We start from the raw sequence: 25810 nt of genomic DNA, 5'->3' as shown, positions 1-25810 counted from the left end.
TCGCAAAGTCACGACAGGGGCCCCACGGCCCCTTTTATTTACCCGCCGACGAGTTTGCCGCTTCGACTACAGCACGCTCAGTGCTCTTCGGTTTAACGACAGTCGGCCCGGCCAATTCGTGACCGGCATCGGGCGAAAGCCGCGCGAACCAGAAGAATGCCACTGCGGAGACCAAAGCCACCACGATAAAGCCGACGTGGAAATCGACCAAAGCAAGCGGCGCACCGCGCAAGCCACTGCTGATTTCCAGAACGCCGCCGGCAAGCGCAACGCCAATCGCCAGCGAAACCTGCTGTGCAACAGCGGTCATCGGCGTGGCCTGACTGGTCTTCTCATCCGGAATTTCCGCATAGGCCAGCGCATTGACGCCGGTAAAGAACAGGGAGCGCGCAAAGCCGCCGACCAGCAGGAAGCCGAGAATGAACCAGATCGGCGTTGCAGGCGTGAACAGGCTGTTTACCGCGATGAAGCCCGCCGAAATGATCGAGCCCGCCATCAAGGCGCGCCGGAAACCGATCCGAGCGAAAATCCGTTTTGCACCGAACTTCATGCTGATAGCGCCGATGGCTGACACGAAGGTTATCATGCCCGACTGGAACGGAGAGAACCCGAAGCCGAGCTGGAACATCAGCGGCAGCAGAAACGGAATTGCGCCAATGCCAAAGCGGAAAATACTGCCGCCGAACACTGCCGAACGGAAAACCTGATTGTCGAACAGCCGCAGATCGAGCAGCGGATCGGCGCTGCGCCGCGCATGGCCGATGTAAAGCACCGAGCAGATCAGACCGACAGCCAGAGTGACCAAGCCAACGGCGGGCGGCAACGCCGGAAGGCTGACCACTGAGAGGCCGAAGACCACACCAGACATGGCGATGCCGGAAAGAACGAAACCCGGCCAGTCGAGACGCTTGACGATGCGCTCGTCATTATCGGGCAGGAAGCGCGTTGCAAACCAGATACCGACAGCGCCGATGGGTACATTGATCAGGAATATCCAGTGCCAGGTGAGAAAGGTCGTGATGAAGCCGCCAACCGGCGGACCAACCAACGGGCCGACCATGGCCGGGATCGTCAGCCACGCCATGGCGGAGACAAGCTCACTGCGCGGTGTGGAGCGAATAAGCACAAGACGCCCCACCGGCGTCATCATCGCGCCGCCCATGCCCTGCAAGAAGCGCGCAACCACGAAGGCGGTCAGCGAGTTTGCTGCTGCACAGGCAATCGAACCGACGACGAAGACGGCAATGGCCGCGCGAAAGACATTTTTGGCGCCAAACCGATCGGCCATCCAGCCGCTGACTGGGATGAACACCGCGAGCGCGACGAGATAGGCCGTCAGCGCCAGCTTGAGCGCAATCGGGCTGGTGCCGATATCTGCGGCAATTGCTGGCAAAGATGTCGAGATGACATTCGAATCCATCTGCTCCATGAAAAGAGCAATAGCCAGCACAAGTGGAATGATGCGGTTCACGATGAATATCCGAATAAGCCGTGCTTTTTACATAAAGCCTGCCGAAGCTATGTCGAGCTTATAGATAGATTGCTAGCCAATTTTTTCTCACATTGTGGTGACTTGGTGGCGATTTTTGCGACCGGACCGCGAGCGCGGGCTGCCGGCAGCCAATTTTCTCACGGCAGATTTCAATCGTTCACAATTGTGTAAAGCGGGGTTGCGCTCTCCGTAACGGACTGTTACATTCGGTAACAGTTTCACGAGGCTTCGAGTCTGGAAGGGGTGGTCCCGGCTCAAGGAGGTAGGAAATGAACGATATTACGAGAACTGCACTTGTTTATGGCATGATGATCATTTCGCTGAACACGGCGCTTGCGGTCGGTCTTCTGGGACTGGATTTTCTGCGCTGAGTTGACCGCCCGATGAGGCTGGTCCAGTGCTTGCGATGTTCATAGATCGAATTTGATTTTGCCCTCCAGGCAAATTATGAAAAAGAGCGCTTCCGATTGGTCGGAAGCGCTCTTTTCGTTTTGGCTTTGAACGGCGAGCCAGAATGGGGAAGCGGTTTAGATACCGATTTCCCGTATCTGGCGAATGTTGTTCTACAGAATCCGTGCCTGGCTCGTCGGATCGAAGAACACCGACTTGTCGAGATTGAAGGCGAGCCGCGATGCTTGCCCGGCAACGATGCGCGCATCGGCGCGCAGCCGGGCGACCACATGCTTGCCGCCAAGACGGGTTACCGCGAACGTGTCCGACCCTGCCGGTTCGACCACGTCAATCAGGCAGTCGCCTTCCACGACAGCGCCCGCATTGCGATCCGCGCCGTCGGGATCAGTCAAGGCTTCCGGACGAATGCCGAAGACAACCTGTTTGCCCACGTAATCGCCAAGCGCTTGCGGCGCGTTCTTCAGCGGCAGCGTCAAAGCCTGCCCATCCCCGCGATCAAGCGAGATTGCATAATCCGTGCCGTTCTTCTCCACTGCAACGGACAGCAGGTTCATCGCCGGTGAACCCATGAAATCCGCCACGAACATGTTGGACGGATTGTTATAAATCTCCGCAGGCGTGCCGAACTGCTGCAAGACGCCGTCTTTAAGCACCGCGATTTTGGTTGCCAGCGTCATGGCTTCGATCTGGTCATGCGTGACATAGACAATGGTGGTTTTCATGCGGTTGTGCAGCCGCTTGATTTCGGTGCGCATATCCACACGCAGCTTCGCATCGAGGTTCGACAGCGGTTCATCGAACAGGAAGACCTGCGGATTGCGCACCAATGCGCGGCCCATGGCGACGCGCTGGCGCTGACCACCGGAAAGCTGGCTCGGCTTGCGGTCGAGCAGATGCCCGATCTGCAACATGTCGGCCACTTCCTGAATGGCCTTGTCGCGCTCGGGCTTCGGAACTTTGCGGATTTCCATGCCGAAAGCGATGTTTCCGGCAACCGTCATGTTCGGATAAAGCGCATAGGACTGGAAGACCATGGCGATATCGCGCTGAGATGGATGCAGGCCGGCAACCGATTTGCCGTTGATGGCAATGTCGCCGGAGGTGATCGGCTCAAGACCGGCAATCGTGTTGAGCAGTGTGGACTTGCCGCAACCCGACGGGCCAACGAGAACCAGAAAGCCGCCTTCTTCAATCTCGATATTGATGTTTTTCAGGATCGAGACGGTGCCATAGGATTTGTAGAGATCGGTAATTTTCAGAAATGACATATTGAACTTATCCCTTGACGGCACCGGACATCAGACCGCGCACGAAGTAGCGGCCAGATACGATATAGACGATCAGCGTCGGCAGAGCCGCCAGAATGGCGCCCGCGAAATGGACGTTATATTCCTTGACGCCTGTGGAAGACGAAACGAGGTTGTTGAGCGCAACCGTCATCGGCGTGGAGTGCGCGCCGGAGAAGGACGCGCCGAACAGGAAGTCGTTCCAGATATTGGTGAACTGCCAGATCACCGACACCACGATGATCGGCCCCGACGACGGCAGCAAAATGCGCCAGAAAATCTGGAAAAAGCTTGCGCCATCAATCTGCGCGGCACGCACCAGCTCGGTCGGGAACGCTTCGTAATAGTTGCGGAAATAGAGGGTCGTGAAGCCGAGACCATAGATGACGTGCACCATGATGAGGCCCCATATCGTTCCGGCAATGCCGAAAAGCCCGAGCACACGCGCCATGGGGATGAGCACGATCTGGAACGGAATGAAGCATGACAAAAGCAGCAGTCCGAAGAAGATGTTCGAGCCGCGAAAGCGCCATTTAGTCAGCACGTAACCATTCAACGCGCCGATGATCGTGGAGATTGCCACGGCAGGCACGACCATCAAAATGGAATTGATGAAGAACGGCTTCAGTCCGGTAGGCTGCACACCGATCTGCGCCGTGGACCAGGCCGAAAGCCAGGGCTCGATGGTCCATTGCTGCGGCAAGTTCAACATGCCGCCCTGACGGATTTCTTCCAGCGGCTTGAACGAGTTGACCAGCATCACATAGAGCGGCAACAGATAATAAAAGGCGAAGAGCAGCAGCGCGGTGTAGATCAGCGCTCGCGTCAGCTTTCCGCTGTTGATGGCGTTATCTTGCGACTGGGCGCTCATGACCGCGACCCTCCGCGAATTTCCGAATAGAGATAGGGAATGATGATAGAGAAGATCATCGCCAGCATGATAATCGCTGACGAAGCACCAATGCCCATCTGGTTACGGGTGAACGTATAGGAATACATGAATGTCGCCGGAAGTTCGGTCGCCTGCCCCGGCCCGCCGCCGGTCAGCGCGATCACCAGATCGTAGGCCTTGATCGCCAGATGCGCCAGCACGACAAAGGCCGACAGAAATACCGGGCGCATCAGCGGAATAATGATGCGGCGATAGATCGTGGCGGTCGAAGCGCCGTCGATCTGGGCCGCTTTGATGATTTCATTATCAACGCCGCGTAGGCCGGCAAGAAACATCGCCATCACGAAACCCGACGATTGCCACACGGCGGCGATCACCAGACAGTAGATCGCCATGGTGTTGCTCTTGATCCAGCCGAAGGAAAAACTTTCCCAACCCCACAGATGCATGGTGTTTTCAAGCCCGATGCCCGGATCGAGAAACCACTTCCATGCCGTGCCGGTCACGATGAAGGAAAGGGCCATCGGGTAGAGATAGATCGGACGCAAAAAGCCTTCGCCGCGGATCTTCTGGTCGAGCAGAATGGCCAGAAACAGGCCGATCACCGAGCAGATGATGATATAGAGCGACGCGAAAATCGCCAGATTGGTGATCGCCCGCCACCAATGCGGCAGCGCCCAGAGTTTCTCATAATTGGACAATCCCACGAAGCCGTAGGATGGCAGCATGCGGCTGTTGGTCAGCGAAAGCACGCCGGTATAGATGATAAACCCGTAGACGAAGACGAGGACGATCAGGAAACTCGGAGCCAAGACCAGCTTGGGGATGATTTCCTGCAATCGGCTGTTACGCTGCATATTTGCGCCACCCAGTTTGCGCCGCTCCTGATGCCCCATGAAGGCGTATTGGAGACGATCGTTTCAGCGGCATTTATGCAAGACCGGATCGCGACCCGGCTGCAAAATGCGTTGGTCCGAGATGCCTTCACCGGTTCAGATGGAACCATGCAAGACAACATCATGCAATGCTTGATTAGTTACGATATTGCTGCGCCGGTCGGAGAATCCGGGCCGGATAAAAAACGTCCGGGAGGTTTAAACTTCCCGGACGCCTATTCAGCGCATCACTTCGCTGCAGCGACAGCCGAGACGAGTTCCTTGACAGCATCTTCCGAAGAGAGCTGTCCGTTGAACTCGCGGGTCACCACGTCGTAGATCGCGTTCTTGACGGCTGCCGGATTGGCATAGCCATGCGCCATGGAACCCAGCATCGTGCCCTTGCCATCGGCTTCCTTCAGGTCGGCGATAGCCTTCTGGCCGCAAGCATCGAAGTCGGTGTTCGGCACGTCGGTGCGTGCAGGCGCCGAGCCCTTGACCACGTTGAAGGCCGACTGGAAGGTCGGGCTTTCAACAGCCGATGCCATTTCCATCTGCGCCGGGATCTTGTCGTCGGAAACCTTGAACATCGCGAACATGTCGGAGTTGAAGGTCACCGCGCCCTGCGTGCCCGGATAGCGCATGCAGACGAAATCCGTGCCCGGCTTCTTGCCGGCCTTCACGAATTCGCCCTTGGCCCAGTCGCCCATGAACTGCAGACCGGCCTTGCCTTCGATGACCATGGCCGAAGCCAGGTTCCAGTCGCGACCGGAGAAGTTGTCATCGACATAGCTGCGCAGCTTGGTCATACGGTCAAAAGCCTGCTTCATCGTATCACTGCCCAGCGTTTCCGGGTCGAGATCGATGAAGGCCTTCTTGTAGAAATCGGTGCCGAACGAAAGCACGACAGCGTCGAAGATCGTCGCATCCTGCCAAGGCTGGCCACCGTGGGCGATTGGCGTGATGCCCTGCTCCTTGAACTTGTCGAGAAGCGCAATCAACTCATCCCAGTTTGCCGGTTCCTTGCCGCCTGCCTTGTCGAGCGCGGCCTTGTTGATCCACATCCAGTTGGTGGTGTGGACATTCACAGGCGCGGCGATCCAGTGATCTTCATACTTGGCGAATGCCTGCAACGGAGCCGGAATGACCTTGTCCCAGCCTTCCTTGTTGGCAACTTCATCGAGATTGCCAAGAGCGCCCTGCTCGGCCCAGTCGCGAATGTCGAAACCGAGCATCTGCACGGCGGTCGGTGCGTTGCCAGCGGTAACGCGGGCGCGCAGAACGGTCATGGCTTCGGTGCCGCCACCGCCTGCAACCGGCATGTCAGTCCAGCTGATGCCCTTCTTTTCGAGGTCCTTCTTGAGAACATCGAGCGCGGCAGCTTCACCGCCAGCGGTCCACCAGTGCAGAACCTCAACATTCTGCTTGGCATCCTGTGCATTTGCGACAGGCGCCATTCCGGCGAGCAAAGCGCAGGCAGCGGTGCCCATAGCGGCGAGTTTCAGAAGTTTATGCATGTCTACCTCCCGTAGAAACAAACGAAACTTATATTTCCTTCGTCCTGTCCGCGCCTTCAGGCGCAAACTGAAACCGGTCGCTCCATACAACCGGCTCCTCCTCATTCACTGCCGCAACCCGACACAGGGAGATGATCCCCGCCGGATACCCCGGCCAAACGACACGACGTGCTGCGATGTCCTCCATACCATCTTTACGCCGCCTCACCCCAATTGACAACGTTGTCTTTTATGGATGAACCGCATCCAACCGACAAGATGTAATGCTTAGGATAGGCTGAAACCCCTGATGGGTGTCAATACGGCAGATATGATAAATAGTGAAAAATTTAATCGATTAAAATTTGCTGCCCTTTTCTGCGGGCAATTTCGCATGAGAAATGAGGCATTTAGGCTTTTTTGGGGAGCTGTTGCGGCTAGCGCCTAAACGTTTGAATTTCCGTAGACCAAAAATGACGCTGCACGCTCTTTAATGGGATAAAAATCCTGTGAACCGACTGGACAAGATCGCAGCCGCCACTTAATTTAAGGGTGCTCTCGCAATAGTGCGTGGGCTTGTTCTCGGGGCGGGGTGAGATTCCCCACCGGCGGTATGGAAAGCGATTTCTAAGCCCGCGAGCGCCTGAAAGAAGGAAGCTGATTCGCTTCTTCTGTCAGGGTCAGCAGATCCGGTGAGATGCCGGAGCCGACGGTATAGTCCGGATGAAAGAGAGCAAAAGAGCGTGACGAATTGCGTCTCCCGACGCGAGCAATGCGTTCCTTTGTGCGCCCTGATTCTAGTTTCTTGAGGAACCTATGAACCAGAGCTATCCGAACAAGACTTCCTTCAAAGTTGCATTCATTCAGGCCCGCTGGCACGCCGACATTGTCGACGAAGCCCGCAAGAGCTTTATCGCGGAACTCGCCGCCCAAACCGGCACCAATGTCGAAGTGGACGTCTTCGATGTTCCCGGCGCTTACGAAATTCCGCTTCATGCCAAGACGCTTGCCAAGACCGGCCAGTATGCAGCCATCGTCGGCTCCGCATTCGTCATCGATGGCGGCATCTATCGCCATGATTTCGTGGCCACTGCCGTCATCAACGGCATGATGCAGGTGCAGCTGGAAACCGAAGTGCCGGTGCTGAGCGTCGTTCTGACCCCGCATCATTTCCATGACAGCAAGGAGCATCACGACTTCTTCTTCAACCATTTCAAGGTGAAGGGTGTCGAAGCCGCTCACGCGGCCTTGCAGATCGTCGGCGAACACAGCCGTATCGCCGCATTGGTTTGATCGCTCACAGGAACGGCCCCGCCATGCGGGGCCGTATCTCAGTCGACCACAATACGCTCGCCATGGGTGTAGATATCGAATTCTTCGCCGCGCACGATGGCGACCAGAGTGAGATTGGCCTCCTGTGCCGTGCGAATGGCGAGTGCCGTGGGCGCTGAAATAGCCGCAAGAACCGGCGCGCCAAGCTTCACTGCCTTTTGCACCATTTCAACGGATACCCGGCTCGTGATCACGGTTATGCCGCATCCGGTTGCGAACTCGCTACGCGCCAGAGCGCCAACGAGCTTGTCCAGCGCATTATGCCGGCCAACATCCTCACGCGCAGCAATCAATCCCTGCTGCGGTGTGTAGAAACCAGCTGCGTGAACCGAATGGGTGATCGCATTCAATTGTTGTTCACGCCCGAGTGCCGCCATCGCGATGGCAATGGTGCTCGCCGAAAAACGGTAGCCGTCCACCGCGAGCGGCTTCACCGGGCGCAAGGCCTGTTCGATGGAATCGATGCCGCATAGTCCGCAGCCAACCGGGCCAGCCATGAAACGGCGACGCGCCGCCAGCCGCTGTTCCGGCAATTCAGCAAGGCGCATCTGCACATCCACGCCTTCCGCGAATGCGACAAGCTCGATGCTTTCAATCTGGCCGGCATCGTCGATAATACCTTCGGTCAGACTGAACCCGACCGCGAAATCCTCCAGATCGGATGGGGTCGCCATCATGACAGCCTGTGTGGAGCCGTTGTAGCTCATCGCGACCGGCACTTCCTCGGGCACGGCGCGGTGCCCTTCCTGGAAGCCCGAAACGCGATGTGCGAGGCGCACCACATCCTGACTGATCTTGGGTATTGTCATTTCTCTTGCCTGCTGTTTGCGCATCCCGACACATTGCTACAGTTTGCTGTAGCATCATATCGGGTTTTATGTATGGTGCCAGCGAACAGGCATGCAGCACAAGTATTTCGGCCATCGCCCGAATATATTGTGTATGAAAGGCAGCGCCGATAGCGAGGATAAAATGGATATTCGCCAGATCGACGATAATTACTCAGTCTCGGGCCAGATTTCGCCCGATGACGTACGCGACATTGCGGCAGAAGGCTTTCAGACGATCATCTGCAACCGTCCCGATGGCGAAGGCGGCCCGGAACAGCCGGATTTTGCAGAAATTGCGCGTGTTGCAGAGAAAGCTGGCCTCGCCACCTATTACATTCCGGTGGTTGGCGGCCAGCTGACGCAGGATGATGTCCATGCCATGGCGGCGGCGCTTGACGAGGCAGAAGGGCCGTTCTTCGCCTATTGCCGCTCCGGCGCCCGTTCTACGAATATTTACGGGATCGTGCAGAGCCAAAAGCGCGGATAAAGAACGAGCGCAGGCTATAAGGGCGGTGTTGCCGCAAGGGCATTGTTTCGGTTCTTGCAAACATAAGGCTCACCGTCCCGAAAGCCGCGTGCGACGACCGAAGACACCCTGCGGGTTCTGCGCGCAATACTGGCGATAATAGGAAAGACCGGCGCGAACCACCGTTGCGGCAACGCCACCGGCGACGAGCATCCAGCCGATTGCCTGTACCCAGTCGAAGCTGTCCAGCCCGCCGCTCAGCGCGACGACCACGACACCAGCCCACAAAAGGGCAGCCGTGCGGCGCCAGAAAACCGGATTGAGTTCATCGAAGACCGCCTTCCACAGAGAGTGGACAAGGCAGGCGAAGAAAAGAGCCGCGGCCAGCCCGATGTTGAGCAATTCGACCGGGAGCCATTGCTGCGAAGTAAGCATTGTATCTATCATCCAACTTAAGCCGCGATACGTCAGGTCAAAAGCCGCCACATGGCTTTTCCTTCCGGATCGAAGGTATTGTTTACTTTCCTTTACACCGTGCTTTCCAAAACGATGTCGTTTCTTGCCCGATGCTTCAGCCCCATTGAGCTGTCAATTTGTGGCTTCAACGTGTTAGAAGCACGGAAAGCTCCTTGTAATAAATTCACATATTATTGCGATCACGCGAAATATCGTGTTGAAAACATTATACTATCCCCGCTCCCCTCCGATACGGGTGCTGTGGCAACCCCTTTGATAGTCTTGGATTATTTGTCTTGGCGCTACCGACGCGCAGGCCGCCGGACGCGCCCTGAAAGCACATCGCGCGACTGTCATGTAACAGCCTTGTAACAATTTGGCAGAGTATAGAGAGCCCGGGAGCCGCTTCCGAAGCTCCACTTTATTCGCCGCAGCAAGCAAGGCGGAACGTTTTATTTGTCCACAAATTTCTTGTAGGGAACAATTTCTGACGGGTCGGCCATGCCTGGCGCCTGTGCGGGGCGCCCGAACAGGAAACCCTGCACCTGTGCGCAGCCCTCTTCGATCACCATGCGGTGCTGATGAAAATTTTCGATACCTTCCGCTACGACGGGCAGATCGAGACTGCGCCCAAGCCCGACAATTGCCCGCACAATCGCGTGGGAACTGACATCGGTTTCCATCGTATTGATGAAGCTGCGGTCGATCTTGATCTTGTCGAATGGGAAGCTCTGGAGGTTGTTCAGCGAGGAATAGCCGGTGCCGAAATCGTCCATCACGATGCGCACGCCCAGTTTCTTGATCCGGCGCAGCAGTTCCAGCGTGGTGGGCCTGTCCTTGATGAGTGCCGCTTCCGTAACTTCAAGTTCCAGCCGATAGGCCTCAAGTCCGGTTTCATCCAGAATGGCGGCGACTGTCTCAGGCAGATTGGTCAGGCGAAACTGGATCGGAGACACATTGACGGCGACCGTCAGGTGCCGGTCCCAGCTTGCTGCCGTCCGGCATGCTTCCCGCAGCACCCATTCGCCAAGGGCGATAATGACACCGGTTTCCTCGGCAATCGGAATGAACACTTCCGGCGGAATGGTTCCGCGCTCCGGATGCGTCCAGCGCAACAGCGCTTCGTAGCCCTTGCAGGAACCGTCGGCGGTTCCGATCAGCGGCTGGTAGGCGATTGTTATCTGACCGCGCGACATGGCCTGCCGCAGATCGGCTTCCAGCTGCCGCCGCTCGGTAATCTCGCGATCCATTTCCGGCGAATAGAACGCAACCATGCCCTTGCCGCTAGTCTTTGCGCGGTAAAGCGCGACGTCGGCAGCGTGGCGGAGCGTTTCGGCATCACGGCCATCGGTCGGATAGATCGCAACACCGATACTGACGCCCACCGCCGTCTGATCGGCGATCATATTCATTTCCTTTTTAAATTCGTCCAATATCCGCTCGGCAAGCTTGCGCGCGCCTGAAGGCTGCGGCACGCCGACCTGCAGGATCACGAACTCGTCGCCGCCAATGCGCGCCGCCGTATCGACGCCGCTAATCGTGCGCCGCAGAATATTGGCAACGGTTTTCAACACCCGGTCGCCCTGCGCATGACCGAAAATATCGTTCACCGCCTTGAACCGGTCGAGATCGAGCGCGAAGACGGCGCAACGCTGCTGCGAGCGTCCGCCTACGGCATTGGACAGGCGCTGTTCGAAAAAGGCGCGATTGGGAAGATCGGTCAGCGCATCATGGTTCGCCATATGCTCGATCTGACGCTGCGCGGCGTGCTTTTCCGTCAGGTCTCGCACGGCGAGCACTTCACAGGCCTTGCCCTGATATTCAATCGTGTGGACGGCGAGTTCGAAAATCCGCTCGTCATTTTCCTGCCGGGGAGTCGCCTCGACCGCAGCCGTGCGCGGCGCGGCGGCGGGCAGACCATCTGCCGTCAGCAGCAAATCCTCTGGCGAACGCCCGATCAGCGCCTTTTCAGTGCTGTTCATCAAACGCGAAAAGCGCGCATTCACTTCGACGATCCGGTCGTCGCGGATGACGGCAAGCCCGTCCAGCGTCGCATTGGCAAAGCCCTTCAAATCCGTCATGTAACGGTCGATGAATACGGCAGCGACAGTCATGAACGCGATGAAGCAAGAGACCGTCGCCACAGCGCCGACGATCCACATGCGGCCCGTACCCAGCGGATCAGCCGCAGGCAGGCTTGGATCGGGTATCAAAGTGCTGGACGACATGGTGGTGAAATGCAGGACGCAGATCGAGCCGACGCCGAGAACCGTGGCAAGGGAAATGCGCATCCAACGGCCTGAGAGACGCATCACCTCGAAAGCGCCAGCCAGCAACAGGGTGGAGACAACCGCGCCGACGATGATAGGCACTGCATCAAACTGGACTGTCGCAGCAGCCCGGATTGCGGCCATGCCGGTGAAATGCATTGCGGCGATCACCAGCGCGCCACAAAATCCTGCAAACAGGTTTGCCTTGACGCTGTCGAAATTGAGCAAGCGAAGTATGACCCAGAAACCGGCAATGGCAATCACAGCTGAAAGCGTCGTGATGATGAGGTCAAACTCGATCGCCACCGTGCCCTGATAGGCGAGCATCGCAACGAAATGCGTTGCCCAGACGCTCAAGCCGCCTGCAAAGGCAGCGGTTGCGAGCCAGCTGTCACGGCGATGATCGGCGCATTCGCCCGCTCTCGCCAGCAGAAGAAAAAACGCAAAGACACCTATGAAGGAAATGAGGGCGGCCAGGATGACGATAGATCTGTCGTGCTGTACGGATATGCATTCGATAACTTTGAACACGTCACGCCCCCGCTCTCATTCGCGCAAGGCCGCGTCGGCCCTGACCGAAGCATATTGGTAGTTTTATTATATAACAGGATTTTCTTTAGCCTACACTACTTAAGCAATCATAAATTCGAGCATAAAAGCCAAGCGATACCAGGGTATAAGGTCTATACTTAAGACACTTACTATATTAGACAATTTTAATATTGACGCGCGGAATCGACAGTCCTACGGCCTACCCGCGCAAGCAGGATAACCGGCACAATACCGATCACCACAATGGCAAGTGCGGCAATCGACGCTTCTTCATATGTACCGCGGGCGGCTTCGCCGTAAAGATGCGTCGCGAAAGTTTCCATATTGAGCGGGCGGAGAAGCAAAGTCGCGGGCAGCTCCTTCACACAGTCCACGAAAACCAGCAATCCGGCTGCAACAATTGCCGTTCTGGAGAGCGGCAGATGCACGGAGCGGAATGTCGCCGTCACGCTTCGTCCAAGCGTGCGCGATGCATGATCGAGCGACAGCGGAATGCGCTCCAGCCCGGCATCGATGCCGCCAGCGGCGATGGCCATAAACCGCACCCCATAGGCATAAACCACAGCGGCACCCGAACCGATCAGGATCAGACCGGCGGGAACGCCGAGAAGATACCCGGCCAGTTGGTTGAACACATGATCGAAGCTGCCCGAAACGACGAGAATACCAATGGCAATCACCGTACCGGGGGCGGCATAGCCCATGGTCGACAGGCGATAGAACCAGCGGGAGGAAGCGCCTGGAAACAGACGCACCGCATAAGCAACCGCCATGCCACAGACCAGCACAATCGCTGTCGCAATCGAGGCCAGCAGCAGCGTGTTGACCGCCTCCCCGGCAAGACGCGGCGATATGCCTGCGAAGCGGGCGCGCTTGATTGCTTCGATAAGCAGATAGAGCGCCGGTCCGACAAAGCCGATGACCACCGGCAAAGACCCGATAGCAAACAGCCCCAGCCCTCTGGCTGCTGAAACCTTCGATGGTTCAAAACCGCGCGAATGGCGGATGTTGGAAGCAAAGCGCTGTTTGCGCCGCGCCCAACGCTCCAGCGACACCAGCGCCACCACGATCAGCAGCAAAGCCAGCGCCAGCTGTGCCGCGCCCGGCAGATCGGATCGCGTGATCCATGTCGTGTAGATCGATACGGTCAGCGTGCGAACGCCGAGAAACTCAGCCGCGCCCACATCGTTCAGCGTTTCCATCAAGGCGAGGCTGACACCAACGGCAACAGCGGGACGCGCCAGCGGCAACGCCACCCGCCAGAAAATGCCGCGGCGACTGACGCCAAGGGTTCGTGCGGCATCCATGAGGCTCGCCGACTGCGTCAGAAACATCGCCCGGGTCGGGATATAAACATAAGGATAGAGCACGAAGCCCAGCAGCAGAATGCAGCCGGTCATCGAGCGAATATCCGGCAAGCGGAACTGGCGCGGGCTATCAAAGCCCAAAATATAGCGAATTGCGCCCTGCACCGGCCCTATCGGATGAAGAATGTCCAGATAGGTATAGGCGACGATATAGGTCGGCACCGCCAGCGGCAGCAGCAGCGCCCATTCCAGAATACCGCGCCCGCGAAAATCATAGGCTGTCACCAGCCACGCCATCGACGTCCCGACGAGCGCGGCAATGAAGCCGACGCCAAGCAGAAGAATGATCGTATCGGCAAAGGCTGTCGGCAACAATGTCGCGAACAGATGCTGCCACAGGCCTGCCGAACCCTGCAAAGCTTCGCGAGCGAGCGCCAGAACCGGCAGGAAAACAAGAAGCGCAATCACCGCTGAAGCCCAAAGCCAGACGCGCCCCGCCCTTGCAGGCCGGAAAAGCGAACGTCGTGCTGTGGCGGGCATAGGTGTCATTGTGCTCGTTATACTGAAACGCCGGCGCATGAAGCACCGGCGCTTTGTTCATACTGTCATTCTGGTTTTAGTTGTCGAAACCAACCTTATCAACCAGTTCGCTGGCTTCCTTGCGATGGCTGACGATTTGGGTCAGCGGAACCTTGTCGATATTCAATTCGCCAAACGACTTTACAATCGCATCGACCGGAGCGCCCGGCTTCACCGGATATTCGTAATTGGCCTCGGCATAAATCTTCTGCGCTTCGTCGGAAACCAGATATTCGAGAAGCTTGACAGCCTCTTCCTTATGCGGGGCATTCTTGGCCACGGCTGCGCCGCTGATATTGACCTGCGTGCCGCCATCCTTGAAAGTCGGGAGGATGACCTTGATGCCCTCGCCCCAGCCCTTCTGCTCATCGCCGCCCTTACCCGAACGCATCAGGCCGACATAATAGGAATTGGCAACGGCGATATCGCAAATTCCGCCGACAATATCCTTGGCGCCATCGCGGTCACCACCGGCAGCCTTGCGGGCCAGATTGGCCTTCAGGCCGGTCAGCCAGGCTTCGGTCTTTTCAGCGCCGTAATGGGCGATGTAATCGGCGAAAAGCGCGGTGTTGTAAGGATGCTGACCGGAGCGGATGCAGATCTTGCCCTTCCACTTCGGATCGGACAGGTCTTCATAATTGATGGCGTCGAGTTCCAGATCCTTCGACGCATAAACCACGCGGGCGCGCAGCGACAGGGCATACCAGTTGCCCTTGGCGTCACGAAGCTGCTCCGGCACGGCTTCGTTCAGGGTCTTGGATTCGACCGGCTGGGTCAGCCCCTTTTCTGCGAGATCAACGAGATTGCCCGCATCGACCGTCATCAGAATATCGGCAGGAGAGCTTGCGCCTTCCGATGCGACGCGCTCGGCCAGACCATCCTTCAAGAACACGGTGTTGACCGTGATGCCCGTCGAAGCCTTGAATGCGTCCAGCAGAGGCTGAATGAGGCCCGGTTCGCGCGTCGTGTAGATATTCACCTCATTGGCGGAAGCAGTTCCAGATAGAAAAGTCGCTGCAACGAGAGCAAGGCTGGCACGCGCGAAAATAGGCATTTTACCTCCGTTTGGAATGGTTCCAAATAAAATGATGAGTTATGCAATCAACTTATATGAGCAGTTTCTGGCCCGGTCAATCGCCCTGCCACGCAAATGCGAACCAATTGGAATCAGCTGTGGAAGATCAAGGCCTTGTCGCGGTCGAAACGAACAAACACGTGATTGACCGTATTCGGCACATGGACCGGCGTGCGCAGGCGTAAACGCAGCGGCGCGGCGTCGGCATGGAGCACCAGTTCCTCCGTTTCACCCAGAAAGGTGCGCATCTCGATCAGGCAGCGCAGATCGGTGGGATCAGCCTCATCATCCGCGACGATATGCAGATCGGCAGGACGCAGATAGACGGACACGTCTTTCACGGATTGCAGCGCTTGCGGCGCTTTGAAATTGCCGTAAACAGTTTCCACCGCATTGCTCTGCACCACACCCGGAATGACGTTGAAATCGCAAAAGAAGTCTGCGGCATAGCGGCTTTCAGGACGATCATGAAGATCACGCGCGGTGCCGCTTTGAACGATCTCGCCCGAACGCATCAGCACAACGCGGTCTCCGGTCGAAAGCGCTTCTTCCGCCTCATGCGTCACGATAATTGCCGTGGTGCCAAGCGCCCGCAACAGGCCGACCGTCTCGCGGCGCACCTTTGCCCGCAGGCCCCGGTCGAGATTGGAAAACGGCTCGTCCATCAACAAAAGATGCGGCTTTGGCGCCAGCGCGCGGATCAGCGCCACGCGCTGCTGCTCGCCGCCCGACAACATGTGCGGATAGCGGTCGGCCATATGCGACAGGCCCACAAGTTCAAGCAGTTCGCGCACGCGGCCCTCAGCCAAATCGCGGCGCATCTTGCGCAGACCGAACATGACATTGTCGCGAACGCTCAGATGCGGAAACAGCGCATAATCCTGAAAGACCACGCCGATATTGCGCTTATCGGGTTCGACGAATGTGGTTGGAGAGGCGAGCACATTGCCGCCCATGGTCAGCAAGCCGCCATCGGGCGCGTCGATACCGGCGATAATGCGCAGCATGGAGGTCTTGCCGCAGCCGGAATGGCCCACGAGACAGATGATTTCACCGGCCTGCACGTCAAGCGACACATTGTTGAGCGCAAGGACAGGGCCAAACTGGCGGGTAACGCTGGAAAGCGTCAGAGCCGGACCGGATGCACTGGCCTCTTCCTGCAATTGCTCAACCTGATTTCGCACGTCCATGCCTGACCGGAATCCCCTTGTCCATTCCCTCGCTATAAAGCGTGTTTAGCGGCTTCGCCACCAAAACAGGACAGAATTCCTCAAGAACCGGATAGCGGCCCCATCTTTTTCGGATTTCGATATTGCTTTGGGTATCAACTTGGTTGATTGCAAGCAAAAAGCGGAGCATGTTCCGCAAGCTTTCCGCATGCCTTATCATACCTTAGGAGAATGACCATGGGCCCCGTCACGGACAAGGTCGCGACAGCCGAACGCCTGCCGCAAGAAACGAAAATCGCCATTATCGGCGGCGGCGTCATCGGTGTTTCCACCGCCCTGTTTCTGGCCGAACGTGGCATCCCGGTCGCCCTGTTCGAAAAGGGTGAAATCGCAGGCGAACAGTCCAGCCGCAACTGGGGCTGGTGCCGCCGCACGGGCCGCGATACCCGTGAAATGCCGCTGATCGTCGAAAGCATGCGGCTTTGGGACGGAATGAACGAGCGCACGGGCCGCGAAACCGGCTTCCGTGTGACCGGTATTGCCTATGCGGCTGAAAAAGCCGAACAGATGGCGCTCTACGAACAATGGATTGCCGCTGCGCGCGAGCATGGCATTGAAACCGACATTCTGAACAGCCAGCAGGCCGAAGCGCTGGCTCCGGGCCTGACGCGTCGCCTTGCTGGCGGCATGATCACGCCGCTTGACGGTCGCGCAGAGCCGCAAAAGGCTGTGCCCGCCTTTGCCGCCAAGGCGCAGGAAGACGGTGCCGTCATTATGCAGAATTGCGCGGTACGCGGCATCGAAACGACCAATGGCCGCGTGACTGCCGTTCTGACGGAAAAGGGCCGCGTGCGTTGTGAGGCGGTCGTTGTGGCTGGTGGCGCATGGTCGCGCCTGATTATCTCGGAGTTCAATGCCCGCCTGCCGCAACTCAAGGTTCGCTCGTCGGTTTTCCGCACCACGCCGATTGATGCCGGTGTGGAACCCGCCATTGCCTATTCGGATTTCGCGCTGCGCAAGCGGATGGACGGCGGCTATACGGTCGCCAGCCTCGGCGGCTCGATTGCCGATATCGTTCCCGACAGCTTCCGCTATCTGAAAGATTTTATCCCTTCGCTATCCAGTGGAGAGTGGTTCAATGTGCGTTTCCGTTTCGGAAAGCGCTTCTTCGAAGAAGCCTTCCAGTGGAAGCTGCGCCCCGCCGATCAGGTCTCGGTCTTCGAGAGAATCCGCACGCTCGACCCCGAACCGCACCGGGCCGCCAATGCAGCAATTCTGTCGAAGCTGAAACAGGCGATCCCCGCCTTTGCTTCCGTCTCGATTGCACAGGAATGGGCGGGCTTGATCGACACCATGCCGGATATCATTCCGACCATTTCCCCGATTCCGGGCGTTGAGGGCCTTATCGTTGCGACCGGCTTCTCCGGCCACGGCTTCGGCATCGGCCCCGGCGCTGGCCGTCTGGTTGCGGATATGGTGAGCGGTGAAACGCCTGTGGTCGATCCATCGCCGTTCCATATTTCCCGCTTTTCCGATGGGTCAAAACTGCGCATCGAAACCTGGGGCTAAGCCCAATATGCTTTCCCCGGAGCTGACAGCTCCGGGGAATTCGGCGCGAGTTATTCAATCACGCCGCAGGCGAAGCGCGCGCCGCCACCGCCAAGCGGCTTCGGTTTATCCGCATAATTATCGCCGCCAACATGGACCATCAGGGCGCGACCCTTGATTTCATCCAACGATTTGAGACGCGGCGAAACCACGCTACCCGTAACCTTGCCGTCCGCATCGGCCTTCAACAGCGGCAGGTCGCCCATATGGCCCTCGCCCTCAGGCCCCATGTGATGCTTGGTATGGCCGGGGTCATAATGGCCGCCAGCCGCCTCTGCGGGAGCGGTCTTGCCGTCCTTTTCCGCCGGTGCGCAGCTTCCCTTTTCGTGGACATGGAAACCATGTTCCCCCGCTGCTATGCCCTGCAAATTGGGTGTAAACTGCAGGCCATCAGCGGTTTGCGAAATCGTAATCGTGCCGAGTTCCTTGCCCTGCCCTGCGGGCAGCGCCTCAAACATTTTCACGCTGACGTCGTCCGCAAAGGCGGGCACAGTCGCAAGCGCCAGTAACGAACCTAAAATCAAGCTGCGCATCGTCTCCTCCATCCTCAAATTAGTTTCGGGATAAAAACTAACGTATGGATCGACAAATTGTTCGGTTTATAAAGTTTGCAAAAGATTGCGCGGCAGTGTTCCGCCGCGCAATCCGATATTGGATCAGACAGTTACGAACTGCCCCATCATGCCGACATCTTCATGCTCCAGCACATGACAATGGAACATGAATGGATGACTGCGCACCGCTTCACGGTCGAAGTGTACCAGAAGCTCGGCCTTGCCATCAATCAGCGCTGTGTCTTTCCAACCCGACTGATGGGCGGGCGGAGCCTTGCCGTTCAACGTCAGGATACGGAAAGAGGCACCGTGGATATGGAACGGATGCGCCATTTCCTTCGTGGTCAGTTCCCATATTTCCCATGAGCCCAGCCTGGCCTCCACATCGATACGCTTCATGTCGAAAGGTTCGCCCGCAATCGCCATGCGCACACCGGACGTCATCGCATCCAGCGCCGGACCGGTATCTGCGGATGAACGGCTACCATGCATCATGTCGTGGTCCATCTCCCCGCCCTGCATGGCGCCCATATCCATCGGGCCCATCCTGTGGCCAGCATGGGGGTCTGCGGCAGGCTTTTGCATCATCAGCTTCATGTTTTCAGCCATGCGCTCATCAAAGAAGAATGAACGCCTGCGCACCGATTTGTCGGGGTCTGGCGCTTCCGGTGCTTCAAGACTTGCCGGAATGTCCTTGACCCCTCCCTTAAGCGCGCTATCGACGCTGAACCGCATCAGCATCTGGTCGTCGCCGCCGCTGTCATCGCTTGCGGTCAGAAGTTCGACACTATTGCCTCCCGTCGAAAAATCGACGAGCGCCTCATAACGCTCGCCGGGGCTGATCGTTAGCCGTTCGACGGCTTCCGGCTTGCCGGTAAAGCCACCATCGGAAGCAAACACATGCAGCGGACGATTATCGCTGAAACGCACATGGAAATTGCGCGCATTGGCACCGTTGAGAATGCGCAGGCGCACCACTGCCGCGGGCACCTTCGCTTCCGGCGAGATGACGCTATTGACGATCAGCCGGTTCCCGCGAAAACCGTGCATCAGATCCATGATATCGGGCTGATAGACCTTGTCGCCTTCGATGACACGGCGGTCCTGAAGTACCAGCGGAATATCGTCCACACCATAGGTTTCCGGCAGGCCTCGCTCGGCATCCTTGCCGTCGCTGACGATCATCAACCCGGCAATGCCCATATGCGCCTGACGGGCGGTGCCGCCGTGCAGATGCGGGTGAAACCAGTTGAACGAAGCCGGTTGGTTGACCGTTACCCTTGGTTCCCAGCGGCCTCCCGCCGGAACAAGATTGTGCGGCCCACCGTCAAGGTTCGACGGAACGAACAGCCCGTGCCAATGCAGGGTCGTCTCCTCGTCCATGTCGTTTTCGACGGCAAGCGTTACGTTTTCGCCATTCTTGAGCCGGACGACGGGGCCGAGATAGGTTCCGTTGATACCGGCAGAAGCCGCATCGCTGCCCGGCGCGAAGGAATGACGACCCTTGCCGATCTTGAGCCGGACGACGCCGGAAGCATCGGGTTCCAGCAAAGGCGGAACGGGCAGGCTCTGCGCCTTGCCCGATGGGGCCATTTCCATGGCGCCGTGGCCCATATTCTGATGCGCATCCTGCGCAAAGCCGGTCAAAGGGCGAACAGCGGCGAAGCTTGCCGCGCCCGCGCCGAGCGCGAGCAGGCGGCGGCGAGTTAATCCACGCATAGTGAAGTCTCCAAATAGAATTCCAGACAATAATCCTGTCGCCGCCGATGGATCGACAGCGTTTTGAGCGATTAAAGCGGAAGTGTTATTGGAGGTCGCAGAAGGTCATGGCGGGCATTGCTGCTCAGTGCGGCAACGAGTGGCGGATGACCAAAATCCTGTGACGGCGCGAATGCGCCAATATCGGCGCTCAACTGCACAATACAGCCGCAACTCATCATCACACAAGCGACCGGAGCCTTTGCTCCGTGATCCATGGGTGCCTGTTGTCCCCCATGGTGGGAGACGGGCATCGCGCTGTCTGCGGATTGTTGTTTGCTCATACGACAGCCGACAGAAACGCCTGCTGTCGGCGTATCATGCGCCATGGCATAACAAAGCTGTGTGGAAACGAGAAACAGCACTGACAAAACCGTCAGCAACACGCGCGACGGCATATGCAGGAAGGAAAGACCCCACATATTGCGTCTGCCGCCAATGTTCTGTTTCACGAACTGCATCTCCGCATCCGAATTGATGCCCGGTTATTGATCCGACCCGAATCTAGGGACACGATGTGACAATTGAAAGGCCTATTCTTACATCCCATGATTTTGCTCGCACTTTCACTTTTCTTTCGAAAAGAAGAGTTGCGCGTTCATAAAATTACGCAAAACCCCTTTTCTGCTTGCGATTCCGTATCACACGGTTTTAAAGAACCGCATCGAGGCTGCTCCCAATTATAACAGCCCACAAAAACGGATAAGAAAATGACTGTCGCTCAAGCGGTTGTTCCGCAGCAAAATTCCGCGCGCCGTGTTCTGGCCGCAAGCATGATCGGCACTACGATCGAATTCTTCGACTTTTACATTTATGCAACGGCAGCGGTGATTGTATTCCCGCATCTGTTCTTCCCTGCTAGCGATGGTAATTCGGCACTGCTTCAATCGCTTGCCACATTTGCTATCGCGTTCTTTGCCCGCCCGATTGGTGGCGCGCTGTTCGGTCACTTCGGTGACAGGATCGGCCGCAAGGCAACGCTCGTGGCTGCGCTCATGACCATGGGCATTTCCACAGTCGCCATCGGCTTCCTGCCGACCTATGAATCCATCGGCGTCTGGGCCGCTCTCCTGCTGGCGCTGTGCCGTCTCGGCCAGGGTCTCGGTCTCGGCGGTGAATGGGGCGGCGCCGTGCTGCTCGCCACCGAAAACGCGCCAGAAGGCAAGCGCACCTGGTACGGCATGTTCCCGCAGCTCGGCGCGCCGGTCGGTTTCATTCTGGCAACGGGCATTTTCCTGTTTCTGGCCGAAGTTCTCACCGAAGAACAGTTCTTCGCCTTTGGCTGGCGCGTTCCGTTCATCGCCAGTGCAATTCTCGTCGCGGTCGGCCTCTTCATCCGCCTGAAGATCGCTGAAACGCCGGAATTCCAGAAGGCCATCGACAAGGCCGAACGCGTTGAAGTGCCGGTTGCCACGCTGTTCAAGCAGCACAAGCTGAACCTGTTCCTCGGCACCATCGCCGCCGTTGCAACCTTCGTGCTTTTCTACCTCATGACCGTGTTTTCGCTCGGCTGGGGCACGCGTGCGCTGGGCTATAGCCGTGAAGAATTCCTCGTCCTGCAGATGATCGGCGTCGTGTTCTTCGGCCTGACCATTCCGCTGTCGGCTATTCTGTCCGACCGCTATGGCATGCGCCCGGTGATGATCGTCGTCACGATCCTGATTGGTCTCTACGGCCTGATCATGGCACCGCTTTTCCTGGGCGGTACGGCTGGCGTTCTGGCCTTCCTCATCATCGGTTTCGGCCTGATGGGCATGACCTATGGTCCGATCGGCGCGGCGCTGGCCGAACCGTTCCCGACCTCGGTACGCTACACCGGCGCATCGCTGACCTTCAATCTGGCCGGAATTCTCGGCGCTTCGGTCGCGCCTTATATCGCGACGTGGCTCGCCACCCATTACAGCTTCGACTATGTCGGCTATTACATGGTGGTCGCAGCCCTGATCTCGCTGGTCGGCTTTGCCTTCATCTCGTTCAATCGCGGCAAATAAAGCCAAGTTTGAAAGCCAAACAAAAGCCCGCGTGGAGCAATCCACGCGGGCTTTTTCGTTTCCGTTGCCGAAAGCCTATTCGACGTCGGCAGCTTCGAGTGCAATCGCGACCGACTGGATGATCGCGGCAAAACGCGCTGCCGTCTGGATGACTTCCGTCGTCACGTTAGCTTTGCGCAGCACATCTTCATGCGCGTCGATGCACATGCCGCAACCATTGATCGCCGAAACCGCGAGCGACCAGAGTTCGAAATCGACCTTGTCCACGCCCGGATTGCCGATCACATTCATGCGCAGCTTGGCTGGCAATGTGCGGTAGTCCTTGTTCGAGGCCAGATGCACGAAGCGATAATAGACATTGTTCATGCCCATGACGGATGCAGCCGATTTTGCAGCCTGCACCACCGATGCGTCGACCTTGCCTGCGGCTTCGGCGGTTAGCGCCTTGCGCACATCCGCATTGCGCGAGGCAATGCCGCAAGCCACGAACAGACCGTATTTCTGCTGCGGGGTCAGCGTTTCGTCGCTGGCCATGGACGACAGGTTGAGGCGGACATCCTTGGCGAAATCCGGGATTTTTGACTTCAGGTCGTCAATCGACATGGAACCCTCTTATTGCTTATTGCTGGATAAAAGAAAGGCGGGCCTGAACCCGCCTTTTGATTGGTCGTGCGCGACAGCTTAAGCTGCCTTCAACGTCTCGCCACCGACTTCGCGGTTGCAAGGGCACAGTTCATCGGTCTGCAAAGCGTCGAGAACGCGCAGCGTATCCTTCGGAGCGCGGCCAACATTGAGGTTGGTAGCGTAAACGTGCTGGATCGTGTTGTCCGGATCGACAACGAAGGTGTAGCGATAGGCAACGCCATCCGGCGAACGAACACCGAGGCCGTCAACCAGCGAGCCATTGGTGTCGGCAAACGACCAGATCGGCAGCTTGTCGAGATCCTTGTGGTCGCGGCGCCATGCGAGCTTCACGAACTCATTGTCGGTGGAACCGCCGAGAACAACAGCGTCGCGGTCTTCAAAATCCGAAGCCAGACGAGCGAATTCTGCAATTTCAGTCGGGCAGACGAAGGTGAAATCCTTCGGGTAGAAGAAGATGACCTTCCACTTGCCTTCGAAGCTCGTTTCCGTCAGCTCTTCGAATGCCGAAACACCGTTTTCTTCATGATGGTTGAAACCGGGCTTTACACCGGTGACCTTGAAAGAGGGGAGCTTATCGCCGATACCGAGCATCTTAAAACCTGCCTGTAAATTCTATAGTTATTCAGAAAATTCAGAATTTTCTGAATTTTCTGCTTGCGAGTCATCTATAGTCGACCTACCACTATCGGTCAAAGCGATTAAAGCGATTGTTCATATCGATTATAACGATAAGCCCTTCATTTCATGCTCAATATCAGCGTTCGCCAGCTCCACTATTTTCTCTCGCTTGTACAGGCAGGTTCGTTTTCGCGCGCCGCTGAAGCCGTGGGCGTCACCCAGTCCACATTAAGTGCTGCCATTCAGGCGTTGGAAGCGGAACTGGGCGTCACATTGATCGACCGGACGGGCCGACGCATGCAACTCTTGCCCGCTGGCGAGGATTTTCTGGCCCGCGCCCGTGATATCGTTGCGCGGATCGAAGAGCTGCCCGAACATGCCCGGCAGGCCGAACGACCGTTGACCACGCGCCTGCGGCTTGGCGTCATTCCGTCCATCGCGCCGTTCTTCCTGCCGAAAGTCCTGCCCGCGACGGCCAAGGCGTTTCCCGAGTTGCAACTGACCGTGCGTGAAGGGCTGACCCGCAGCCTGCTGGAAAGCCTGCGCTCTGGCACGCTGGACGTCGCGCTTGTAGCCCACCCCTATGACCTCGACGAGTTCGAAATGGCGGAAATCGGGCATGATCCGTTTTTCCTGGCCGTGCGCCGTGATCACGCGCTTGCCAATCGGGATCGCGTCGATGCCGACGATCTGCTGGATGAGCCTTTCCTGCTGCTCGAAAGCGGCCATTGCCTGCGCGAACATGTGATGGCGGCCATCGGCTCCAAGCCTGCCCAAACCGGCGGTGATGTGCACGCCACCAGCATCATGACGCTGGTTCAGCTCGTGCAGTTTGGTATGGGCGTCACGCTGCTGCCGGAGCTGGCTGTCAAGGCCAATGTGGCGCGCGGCACCGATCTCAGCATCGTGCCCTATGAGGGGAAGAACAATTTCCGTTCGCTGGTGCTGGCGTGGCGGGCGAATGCGGCGCGGCGCAACGAGTTCCAGCTGTTCGCCAGCCATCTGCGCGACAACTGTATGAGCGACGCAGCCTGACCTGAACTACAGAACGCCCCAGGCGCGAAAGCGGCCTCGCCCGGTCATTTCGCGCAGATTGAGTTCGCCGATCAGCTTCAACGCACCTTGCTGCGTGACCTGTAATTCCTTCTCGATCATCTGGCTGGAAACCAGCGGATTGCTCAGGATCAGTTCCATCAATTGCGGCAAACGCGAATTGGATCGGCGCCCCTTCAGCTTGCGCTGCATCTGTTCGCGCGCCAGCATCAGGCGGTCATGCTCCTTCATGCCCGCTTCCGAAGCCTCTTCGATTGCCGCCAGAAAAACCTTGAGCCGCATAAGCCGGTTCGGCGAACGGCGTTCATTGGGCTTTTTCGTCTGCAAACCGATACTGATCGCTGGCAGATGATTGGCGGCGATGCCCGACTGGTTCAGGAAAGACGCCGTCAGCAGTCGGCCAATCCAGGACGAGCGCTGCACCACCTGCATGGAAAACCAGGCGTCATGCATGATTGCGGCACGCAAGAGCGGCGGCAAATGCCGGGTTGAATCGAAAATTTCGCGCCATTCCTGCAGACGCTCGGCCTCGTCCCAGTCGTCTTCATAGATCAGCGTATCGCGTGGCAAAGGTTTCGGCTTGCGGGGTTCGCTGGTCACGCCTTTTAACAGGGCATCCGTTCGTGCCAGAAGCGCGTCGATATCATCAAGCAGCGGATCGCTGTCGTCATCGTCGGACAGGGCGGACGGCTCTGGCTCGGGTGTTTCAGCAACATCAGGATTAAGCCCCAGGAGCTGCCGCATGCCAGCAGGACTCAACGCCCAGCCCGCCGCACGGCCCGCAATCTGGCGGCGCATACGTAGCACCGCATGAGCGACCGTGAGGGCATGGCTTGGCGTGCGGCTGTCCATCAGCGCATCATGGAGCACCAGGTCTTCCAGATGCACCAGTTCGCCTTCCAGCCACATGGAGGAGACGGCGTCCTGCATATGCATGCGCCGTTTCAATCCATCACAGATGGGCGAACGCGCCAGCCGCTCGTCCAGTCGTGTCAGCGCGGCGGTCGCGCTGGTCACGGCAAGGAAAAGTTCCTCAAGCGGCAGGTCATCGATTTTGTAAGCCATATCCGCATATCGCAGCCTCGCGGCGGGAAA

Annotated in this window: 22 protein-coding genes and 1 riboswitch; of the genes, 5 read left to right on the top strand and 17 right to left on the bottom strand. The window is 57.7% G+C overall.

The window, feature by feature from the left end:
* Positions 1–34 precede the first annotated feature (34 nt).
* The 5 genes from D8666_RS12595 to D8666_RS12575 all read right to left on the bottom strand — a co-directional run bounded on the left by D8666_RS12595 (position 35) and on the right by D8666_RS12575 (position 6473).
* Positions 35–1471: a DHA2 family efflux MFS transporter permease subunit gene (locus tag D8666_RS12595; RefSeq protein WP_109367222.1), complete on the bottom strand. Its 1437-nt coding sequence runs from the start codon at positions 1469–1471 to the stop codon at positions 35–37.
* 584 nt (positions 1472–2055) lie between these two features.
* Positions 2056–3171, bottom strand: a complete 1116-nt coding sequence (locus tag D8666_RS12590) for an ABC transporter ATP-binding protein (protein WP_121538241.1) — start codon at positions 3169–3171, stop codon at positions 2056–2058.
* 7 nt (positions 3172–3178) lie between these two features.
* The gene (locus D8666_RS12585) at positions 3179–4060 is read right to left on the bottom strand and encodes a carbohydrate ABC transporter permease (protein WP_109367220.1); all 882 of its coding nucleotides are present in this window, start codon (positions 4058–4060) and stop codon (positions 3179–3181) included.
* Positions 4057–4938: a carbohydrate ABC transporter permease gene (locus D8666_RS12580; protein ID WP_109367972.1), complete on the bottom strand. Its 882-nt coding sequence runs from the start codon at positions 4936–4938 to the stop codon at positions 4057–4059. The genes D8666_RS12585 and D8666_RS12580 overlap by 4 nt, the downstream gene beginning before the upstream one ends.
* A gap of 266 nt (positions 4939–5204) precedes the next feature.
* Positions 5205–6473 carry an ABC transporter substrate-binding protein gene (locus tag D8666_RS12575; protein ID WP_109367219.1) on the bottom strand — a complete coding sequence of 423 codons (1269 nt, stop codon included), beginning with the start codon at positions 6471–6473 and terminating at the stop codon, positions 5205–5207.
* A 553-nt stretch (positions 6474–7026) separates the two neighbouring features.
* A riboswitch (FMN riboswitch) is annotated at positions 7027–7191 on the top strand.
* A 77-nt stretch (positions 7192–7268) separates the two neighbouring features.
* Between D8666_RS12575 and D8666_RS12570 the strand changes: the two genes are divergently transcribed.
* The gene (locus D8666_RS12570) at positions 7269–7745 is read left to right on the top strand and encodes a 6,7-dimethyl-8-ribityllumazine synthase (protein WP_109367218.1); all 477 of its coding nucleotides are present in this window, start codon (positions 7269–7271) and stop codon (positions 7743–7745) included.
* A gap of 38 nt (positions 7746–7783) precedes the next feature.
* Here D8666_RS12570 and fdhD read toward each other — a convergent pair whose 3' ends face one another.
* A complete protein-coding gene (gene fdhD, locus D8666_RS12565; RefSeq protein ID WP_109367217.1) occupies positions 7784–8593 on the bottom strand; it encodes a formate dehydrogenase accessory sulfurtransferase FdhD in 810 nt (269 codons plus the stop codon).
* Between the two features lie 163 nt (positions 8594–8756).
* On the opposite strand from fdhD, the gene D8666_RS12560 reads away from it, so the two are divergent.
* On the top strand, positions 8757–9101 hold the full coding sequence (locus D8666_RS12560; protein WP_109367971.1) for a protein tyrosine phosphatase family protein: 345 nt from the start codon (positions 8757–8759) through the stop codon (positions 9099–9101).
* Positions 9102–9170: 69 nt separating this feature from the next.
* On the opposite strand, the gene D8666_RS12555 is transcribed toward D8666_RS12560, so the two are convergent.
* The 5 genes from D8666_RS12555 to D8666_RS12535 form a co-directional block, all read right to left on the bottom strand.
* Positions 9171–9515 carry a hypothetical protein gene (locus D8666_RS12555; protein WP_121538239.1) on the bottom strand — a complete coding sequence of 115 codons (345 nt, stop codon included), beginning with the start codon at positions 9513–9515 and terminating at the stop codon, positions 9171–9173.
* Positions 9516–9988: 473 nt separating this feature from the next.
* Complete coding sequence (locus D8666_RS12550; protein ID WP_109367215.1) at positions 9989–12337, bottom strand: bifunctional diguanylate cyclase/phosphodiesterase; 2349 nt, start codon at positions 12335–12337, stop codon at positions 9989–9991.
* 185 nt (positions 12338–12522) lie between these two features.
* Complete coding sequence (locus D8666_RS12545) at positions 12523–14214, bottom strand: ABC transporter permease (protein WP_109367214.1); 1692 nt, start codon at positions 14212–14214, stop codon at positions 12523–12525.
* Positions 14215–14281: 67 nt separating this feature from the next.
* Positions 14282–15298 (bottom strand): Fe(3+) ABC transporter substrate-binding protein, encoded by a 1017-nt coding sequence (locus D8666_RS12540; RefSeq protein WP_109367213.1) that lies wholly within the window; start codon positions 15296–15298, stop codon positions 14282–14284.
* 113 nt (positions 15299–15411) lie between these two features.
* Complete coding sequence (locus D8666_RS12535; RefSeq protein WP_109367212.1) at positions 15412–16509, bottom strand: ABC transporter ATP-binding protein; 1098 nt, start codon at positions 16507–16509, stop codon at positions 15412–15414.
* Between the two features lie 216 nt (positions 16510–16725).
* On the opposite strand from D8666_RS12535, the gene D8666_RS12525 reads away from it, so the two are divergent.
* Positions 16726–18057, top strand: a complete 1332-nt coding sequence (locus D8666_RS12525; protein WP_109367210.1) for an NAD(P)/FAD-dependent oxidoreductase — start codon at positions 16726–16728, stop codon at positions 18055–18057.
* 50 nt (positions 18058–18107) lie between these two features.
* Here D8666_RS12525 and sodC read toward each other — a convergent pair whose 3' ends face one another.
* From sodC to D8666_RS12510, 3 genes are all read right to left on the bottom strand, one after another.
* A complete protein-coding gene (gene sodC / locus D8666_RS12520; protein ID WP_121538237.1) occupies positions 18108–18629 on the bottom strand; it encodes a superoxide dismutase family protein in 522 nt (173 codons plus the stop codon).
* Positions 18630–18752: 123 nt separating this feature from the next.
* Complete coding sequence (gene cueO / locus D8666_RS12515) at positions 18753–20369, bottom strand: multicopper oxidase CueO (RefSeq protein ID WP_121538235.1); 1617 nt, start codon at positions 20367–20369, stop codon at positions 18753–18755.
* Between the two features lie 71 nt (positions 20370–20440).
* A complete protein-coding gene (locus D8666_RS12510; RefSeq protein WP_121538233.1) occupies positions 20441–20869 on the bottom strand; it encodes a hypothetical protein in 429 nt (142 codons plus the stop codon).
* A gap of 249 nt (positions 20870–21118) precedes the next feature.
* On the opposite strand from D8666_RS12510, the gene D8666_RS12505 reads away from it, so the two are divergent.
* Positions 21119–22399 (top strand): MFS transporter, encoded by a 1281-nt coding sequence (locus D8666_RS12505; RefSeq protein WP_121538231.1) that lies wholly within the window; start codon positions 21119–21121, stop codon positions 22397–22399.
* Between the two features lie 75 nt (positions 22400–22474).
* On the opposite strand, the gene ahpD is transcribed toward D8666_RS12505, so the two are convergent.
* Positions 22475–23002 (bottom strand): alkylhydroperoxidase, AhpD family, encoded by a 528-nt coding sequence (ahpD, locus tag D8666_RS12500; protein ID WP_121538229.1) that lies wholly within the window; start codon positions 23000–23002, stop codon positions 22475–22477.
* Positions 23003–23080: 78 nt separating this feature from the next.
* Positions 23081–23635: a peroxiredoxin gene (locus D8666_RS12495; protein WP_109367204.1), complete on the bottom strand. Its 555-nt coding sequence runs from the start codon at positions 23633–23635 to the stop codon at positions 23081–23083.
* A 153-nt stretch (positions 23636–23788) separates the two neighbouring features.
* On the opposite strand from D8666_RS12495, the gene D8666_RS12490 reads away from it, so the two are divergent.
* Positions 23789–24697 (top strand): hydrogen peroxide-inducible genes activator, encoded by a 909-nt coding sequence (locus D8666_RS12490; RefSeq protein WP_109367203.1) that lies wholly within the window; start codon positions 23789–23791, stop codon positions 24695–24697.
* A 6-nt stretch (positions 24698–24703) separates the two neighbouring features.
* On the opposite strand, the gene D8666_RS12485 is transcribed toward D8666_RS12490, so the two are convergent.
* Entirely contained in the window at positions 24704–25780 is a 1077-nt protein-coding gene (locus D8666_RS12485) for an RHE_PE00001 family protein (RefSeq protein ID WP_109367202.1), read from the bottom strand.
* Positions 25781–25810: the final 30 nt, after the last annotated feature.

The organism is Ochrobactrum soli, from assembly GCF_003664555.1.
Lineage (GTDB): Bacteria > Pseudomonadota > Alphaproteobacteria > Rhizobiales > Rhizobiaceae > Brucella > Brucella teleogrylli.
This window is presented reverse-complemented; position numbering and strand designations above follow the sequence as displayed.

Excerpts from the sequence above, each read along its gene's own strand:
- D8666_RS12590 (WP_121538241.1), bottom strand. The coding sequence starts at position 3,171 with ATGTCATTTCTGAAAATTACCGATCTCTACAAATCCTATGGCACCGTC.
- D8666_RS12585 (WP_109367220.1), bottom strand. The coding sequence starts at position 4,060 with ATGAGCGCCCAGTCGCAAGATAACGCCATCAACAGCGGAAAGCTGACG.
- D8666_RS12580 (WP_109367972.1), bottom strand. The coding sequence starts at position 4,938 with ATGCAGCGTAACAGCCGATTGCAGGAAATCATCCCCAAGCTGGTCTTG.
- D8666_RS12575 (WP_109367219.1), bottom strand. The coding sequence starts at position 6,473 with ATGCATAAACTTCTGAAACTCGCCGCTATGGGCACCGCTGCCTGCGCT.
- D8666_RS12570 (WP_109367218.1), top strand. The coding sequence starts at position 7,269 with ATGAACCAGAGCTATCCGAACAAGACTTCCTTCAAAGTTGCATTCATT.
- fdhD (WP_109367217.1), bottom strand. The coding sequence starts at position 8,593 with ATGACAATACCCAAGATCAGTCAGGATGTGGTGCGCCTCGCACATCGC.
- D8666_RS12560 (WP_109367971.1), top strand. The coding sequence starts at position 8,757 with ATGGATATTCGCCAGATCGACGATAATTACTCAGTCTCGGGCCAGATT.
- D8666_RS12555 (WP_121538239.1), bottom strand. The coding sequence starts at position 9,515 with ATGCTTACTTCGCAGCAATGGCTCCCGGTCGAATTGCTCAACATCGGG.
- D8666_RS12545 (WP_109367214.1), bottom strand. The coding sequence starts at position 14,214 with ATGACACCTATGCCCGCCACAGCACGACGTTCGCTTTTCCGGCCTGCA.
- D8666_RS12540 (WP_109367213.1), bottom strand. The coding sequence starts at position 15,298 with ATGCCTATTTTCGCGCGTGCCAGCCTTGCTCTCGTTGCAGCGACTTTT.
- D8666_RS12535 (WP_109367212.1), bottom strand. The coding sequence starts at position 16,509 with ATGGACGTGCGAAATCAGGTTGAGCAATTGCAGGAAGAGGCCAGTGCA.
- D8666_RS12525 (WP_109367210.1), top strand. The coding sequence starts at position 16,726 with ATGGGCCCCGTCACGGACAAGGTCGCGACAGCCGAACGCCTGCCGCAA.
- sodC (WP_121538237.1), bottom strand. The coding sequence starts at position 18,629 with ATGCGCAGCTTGATTTTAGGTTCGTTACTGGCGCTTGCGACTGTGCCC.
- cueO (WP_121538235.1), bottom strand. The coding sequence starts at position 20,369 with ATGCGTGGATTAACTCGCCGCCGCCTGCTCGCGCTCGGCGCGGGCGCG.
- D8666_RS12510 (WP_121538233.1), bottom strand. The coding sequence starts at position 20,869 with ATGCAGTTCGTGAAACAGAACATTGGCGGCAGACGCAATATGTGGGGT.
- D8666_RS12505 (WP_121538231.1), top strand. The coding sequence starts at position 21,119 with ATGACTGTCGCTCAAGCGGTTGTTCCGCAGCAAAATTCCGCGCGCCGT.
- ahpD (WP_121538229.1), bottom strand. The coding sequence starts at position 23,002 with ATGTCGATTGACGACCTGAAGTCAAAAATCCCGGATTTCGCCAAGGAT.
- D8666_RS12495 (WP_109367204.1), bottom strand. The coding sequence starts at position 23,635 with ATGCTCGGTATCGGCGATAAGCTCCCCTCTTTCAAGGTCACCGGTGTA.
- D8666_RS12490 (WP_109367203.1), top strand. The coding sequence starts at position 23,789 with ATGCTCAATATCAGCGTTCGCCAGCTCCACTATTTTCTCTCGCTTGTA.
- D8666_RS12485 (WP_109367202.1), bottom strand. The coding sequence starts at position 25,780 with ATGGCTTACAAAATCGATGACCTGCCGCTTGAGGAACTTTTCCTTGCC.